Source organism: Mycobacterium sp. (assembly GCF_049281135.1).
Classification (GTDB): Bacteria; Actinomycetota; Actinomycetes; order Mycobacteriales; family Mycobacteriaceae; genus Mycobacterium.
The window spans coordinates 1-5,128 of record NZ_JBAPRN010000658.1; the positions used below are offsets into that span (position 1 = coordinate 1).

Annotated in this window: 5 protein-coding genes; all 5 read right to left on the reverse strand. The window is 62.4% G+C overall.

Going from position 1 to position 5,128, the window contains the following annotated elements; translation table 11 throughout:
• Nucleotides 1-851, reverse strand: an 851-nt coding sequence (locus WAN02_RS26450) for a PGRS repeat-containing protein (RefSeq protein ID WP_422267971.1), incomplete at its 3' end; no start/stop codon positions are given.
• 378 nt (nt 852-1,229) lie between these two features.
• Complete coding sequence (locus tag WAN02_RS26455) at nt 1,230-2,462, reverse strand: class I SAM-dependent methyltransferase (RefSeq protein WP_422267973.1); 1,233 nt, start codon at nt 2,460-2,462, stop codon at nt 1,230-1,232.
• 123 nt (nt 2,463-2,585) lie between these two features.
• Nucleotides 2,586-3,845 carry a class I SAM-dependent methyltransferase gene (locus WAN02_RS26460; protein WP_422267975.1) on the reverse strand — a complete coding sequence of 420 codons (1,260 nt, stop codon included), beginning with the start codon at nt 3,843-3,845 and terminating at the stop codon, nt 2,586-2,588.
• 32 nt (nt 3,846-3,877) lie between these two features.
• Nucleotides 3,878-4,687 carry a sulfotransferase family protein gene (locus WAN02_RS26465; RefSeq protein WP_422267977.1) on the reverse strand — a complete coding sequence of 270 codons (810 nt, stop codon included), beginning with the start codon at nt 4,685-4,687 and terminating at the stop codon, nt 3,878-3,880.
• Between the two features lie 143 nt (nt 4,688-4,830).
• The coding region (locus tag WAN02_RS26470) for a hypothetical protein (protein WP_422267979.1) at nt 4,831-5,128 on the reverse strand (298 nt) is incomplete at its 5' end.

Sequence of the window (5,128 nt, forward strand, 5' to 3'; positions counted from 1 at the left end):
GTCCCGAACAAGTTCAAAAAGCCCACACCGCCGCCGTCACCGCCGGCACCGCCGGTGCCGCCGACCTCACCAGTGCCGCCGGCCACACCGTCACCGCCGTTGCCGCCGTCACCGGCGTTGCCGAAGAACGTACCGGCGTTGCCGCCGTCACCACCGGCCATACCGTCCGCACCCGCACCGCCGTCACCGCCATTGCCCCAGGCGCCGGCGTCGCCACCGGTACCACCCTGACCCAGAAGGTCGGTGGCGCCATTGCCGCCGTCGCCGTACAGCAACCCGCCGGCTGCACCATCGGCCTGCGTCAGCGAGCCGCCGCCAACACCGTCAGCACCGTTGCAGACCAGATCGGCTAGCCCGGTGCCACAAATGGGAAGGCCGGCCACCGCGGCGGCATTTTGGTAGTTGTCGACCGACTGAGTCAACTGAGTCCAGTCCTGCTCCAGTACCTGCCAGAACGACGTCGATGAATCGGCCGTCGCAGCGGACCCGGCCTCGGATGCCAGGATGGTCTGGCCCGAGAACAACGCGTCAAGGCCGCCGCTGGGATTGCCCAGATCGGTCAGCAACGCGTCCCACCCGCTCGGGGTGCTCAAGTCGGCGAGCAATCCACTCAGCACGCCAGGATCTAAGAAATCCGTCGGGTTGACCGCGGTGATCGCCGAACTGGCGGCCGAGCCCACCGCCACATCCAGGATGTCGTCAAACACATCGGCTTTGGCCGTCGGCACACCCGTCAACGGCCCCAACCCGAGCGCCAAAAACGCCCCCGCGCCACTACTGAGCCCAATCGCCCGACGACGCGCCTTGGCCTTCGCCGACCGATTCTTCTTCGAGGAGTGCTTTCCAGACATCGCCCCCACCGCTCCTTCGTTGGACACCGGTTGAACATCTCAGGTGGCCTTAAGGTACTCCTTAACTAACGTTCGAGAAAACAGATTGTCCGATTTTCGAGAAATTTCGTCCGAGAGATCGGATGGAGGCGGGATTGGCGCAGATCAGCAGCCGGTTCGCCACTAATAGCGTTGTCCGAAAACATGCGTCAGCTCGCTAGAAGCCTTAACGCATCATGTGCTTTTCTCAGGTGTCGGGCCGGTTGGCCCCCAGCTTCGGACTATCGGGAAGAATCTCGCCGGCTTTGCCGGCGGCCGCCCGCTTCTATGCTCGAGGTGGGCCGAGCGCGGAGAGTGACGCGCCGGGCCGCGGGTTAGCGACGAGATCTCGCGCACGCACTATCGCTTTGGGCGGTGTGCGTCCGGGTTCAGGGCCATCGCCAGGAAATCCAGGCGCCACAGAGCCTCGAACAGCCCGCGAGCAAATTTCTCGACGCGAGCCACGTTGTCGTGCGACGTGGTCTCGCTGCGCACCGACGCGGCAATGTCCCGAATCGTGCGCTGACCATCGACCCGTTGAACAAAGGGCAACTGGTCCGAGTTGAGACGGATTCGCCAGTCCGTGCGGAAAATCTCGTCGCCCGAGAGCCCGCACCGCATCCGCATCAGCGGAACGTAGTTCAGGCAATCTCGGGCCGAAAAATCGAGCGCGTAGGACTCTTTCGGCCGCTCCGGACGACACGCCATAAAGAAATGGCACGCGTTGACAGCGCGGAGACGCTCGTTGACTGACCACATCGTCGGCTCCGGCAATGCATTTACAGCCGAAAGCACCGGGTTGGGCGGCCGGAACAAACTGTGCGGATAGTACGGCACCTTGTGGAACCACCCCTGAAACACGAGTCCGGCTGAGGCGACGAGGTCGATGCAGTCGTCGACGGTGTAACTGCGCTCCCGACCGTGCAGAAACGTATCCACCAAGGCGGTGTCGTACTGCAATTCCCGCGCGCCGCCCAGGTAGGGTTGCGCCAGGTGACCGGGCGGCAGGAGCGAAAGCGTTTGCCGCACAACGGGGATCGACGAATCGTTTTGACCCAGCCCCATGTCGCGAAAGACCGACTGGAGCATTTCGACGCCGATTCGGCCGTATTTTGCATACAGCATCACACCGATGGCACCATCTGGCCGCAGGCAACGTGCCACGGCATTCATTCCCGCCTGCGGATCGGCCAAGTGGTGCAGCACACCGGTCGACACGATCAGGTCGAAGTCGCGGCCCAGGTTTGGCAGTTCCTCGAGCGCAAGCCGATGCAGCTCCAGGTTGGACAACTCGTGCTTGTCTTTGAGGTACTGGTGGTGATCCAGCGACGGCTGGCTGATATCGACCGCGACCACTTTGGCATCCGGGTTCGTGAAAGCGAACACCGCCGCCTGGTTCGTGCCACAACCCGCAATCAAAATATCGAGGTCGGGCTTGTATTCCCGGTCCGGCCAGAATATTCGGTGTGCGTGGCTGGGATCGAACCATTGCCAGTTGTTTGCAAGCCATGGCTCGAGGTCCGGTATCGGTTCCGGGTACCTGTATCGCTCATATTGACGGGAGACAACGTCGGCACGCGGATTGTCGCTCACTTCTCCGATGGCTCCTTCACGGTGAGCTGTTGATCGAGGTCCCGTACGGCAACGGCGTGGCCCATCGAACGAATCAGCGCCGGCACGTGGTCTCCTCCTGTGCCGTCATTTGTCTGACGTGGCCTAGCGATGTGAGTTCGCGTTCAGGACCATCGCAAGGAAATCGAGACGCCACAGCGACTGAAATAGCTTGCGGCCGAATGTCTCGAGGTCGGCTGCGGTCGCTCGCGGCGCCTCTCCGCTCTGCGCCACGCGCTCAGCGATCTCGCGAATCGTGCGACGGCCGTCGACGTTCTGCACGAAAGGCAACTGAGCCGAGTTGAGACCCATCCGCCAACTCGGCCGAAAAATCTCGGCGCCGGAGAGACCGCAACGCATGCGCATCTCCGGAACATAATCGAGGCAGTCATCCGTCGAAAAATCGATGACGTAGCTTTCTTTCGGCCGATCGGGACGGCACGCCATGAAAAAATGGCAACCGGCAAATTCGTGCACACGTTCCATCACGGACCACTGCTCGCGCTCGGGCAACGCACTGACGGCTGGCGCGAACTCATTCGCTGGTTCAAGCAAATCGTGGTGGTAGTACGGCGCATTGAGGAACCATCCCTGAAATGCGAGTCCGGCGGTGGTGACAAGATCGATACAGTCGTCGACCGTGTAACTACGGTCGCGACCGTGCAGAAACGTATCCACCACGGCGCCGTCGTATTGCAATTCCGCTCCCTCTATTCTGAGGTAGCTTTGGAGAGGGTGACCCGGGGGTAGCAGCGAGATCGTCTTTTTGACTATTTCGACCGATGCTTGGTCCTGACGCAGCCCCATGTCGCGAAAGACCGACTGGAGCATTTCGACGCCGATTCGGCCGTATCTTGCATACAGCGTCAGACCAATAGCGCCATCTTGTCGCAGGCATTGTGCGAGTGCGTTCATGCCTGCCTGCGGGTCGGCCATGTGATGCAGCACGCCGGTCGAGACGATCAGGTCGAAATCGAGGCCGAGTGTGGGCAACTCCTCGATCGGCAGCAGGTGCAACTCGAGGTTAAACAGCCCGTGTTTGTCTTTGAGATATCGCTGATGATCCAGTGATGGCTGACTGATATCGACCCCGACGACTTTCGCACCAGGGTTCCTATGGGCAAAAACTGATGCCTGGTTGGTGCCGCATCCCGCAATCAAAATATCGAGGTCGGGCTGATATTCCCGGTCGGGCCAAAAAATCCGGTGAAAGCGGGACGGATCGAACCAATGCCAGACGCCATCGGGCAATGCCTCGAGGTCCTGTATGGGTTGCGGGTACCGCCACCGCTCGTACTGGCGGGAGACAATGTCGGCACGCGGGTCGGCGTTCGTTTGAGCGCCGTTCGTTTGAGCGTCGTTCACTTTGGCGGTGGCTCCTTCACTGTTAAGAGACCTCAGACGACCTGCAGTCCCTCGGGAACTCTCTGCGGATCGCGCCAGAAGGCGTCGTTGACGAAACGGTTGAACAGGTCCGGCGGCAGCAAGCTCGCGCGCGGTTCGGCCTTGACCGTGGTGCCCACGGTGTGCAGCCCGGGAGTACCGGCCCGCTCGTCGAATTCTCTGACGTCGTAGTCGATGTGGTCGAAATCGTGCTCGAAAACCGGCTCGTCGATGAAGTCGTAGATGGCGTGCATGGTCTTGGCCGGGTCGGTGGTCAGGGTTTCGTACTGGACCAGCAGCAGGCGGTCCCTTTGCGCGCCGAAGCACGCCTGTTTGAGCGCATCGTAGGGAGCACCGACCATGCCATCGGCTGCCGCCACACCGTTGGCGCGGGTATAGACCGTGCCGCCGGAGCTGTAGTTGAAGATCGACGACGGGCTGAAGACGTTGCGCTGGACCAACCGCTCGATGCTGTCGAGCACCCACGGCATGTCGCGCACGCAGGCAATCACTTTCGCGTCGGGAAACAGCTTGGCAATTGCGGGTGTCCAGGCACACCAGAATCGGTTGGTGTCAAAGACCACCTGGGCGTCGGTGTCGGCGTAGTAGCTGTCGAACAACCCATGCAGGATGCGCTCGCGCTTGGCGTCGTCGATGAATATCGAAAACTCGTTGCGTGCGCTCATCTCGCTCAGCAGCGCACCGAACAGGCCGGCCAGCGGACCCGACATACCGGCCTCGAATCGCGGGTTTTGTCGCAGTAACGCGGCCAGCAGAGTCGAGCCGGACCGCGGCAGGCCCGAGATGAAGTGGATGGCCGGCATGGGCGCCCCCCTTTTAGCTTGCTGGCGTTGCGCATTCGCGCCCGGTGCTGTCGGCACATACTAACTGGCCGCCGATGATGAGCGCTGGCAATCGCCCGGGCGAGCACCCGAAAGCGGGCGTGCGTCGACAGGTCCGGCAGGCCTCAGGCCGTCGGAATTTCGATGACGTAGGTACGGGCCGGTTCTACCGGATCGACGACAAAAGAGAGGCCCGCCGAAGCGGGCCTCTCCGTTGTGTTGCCTTCCTGCAGGTTACGCGCCCGGGGCTCCGTTGCCGGGGTTTTGGCCGGCGGCACCGCCGCCGGTGCCGGGGGCAGGCCCACCGGGCTGGGTGCCGACTGGCGCGTTCGGTGCGGTTGGGCCGTTCGTACCGCCCAGCCCAGGCGCAGTAGTGCCTGGTGCGCCAGCGCCGTTGGCCCCGCCGTTACCAGAGACCGAGCC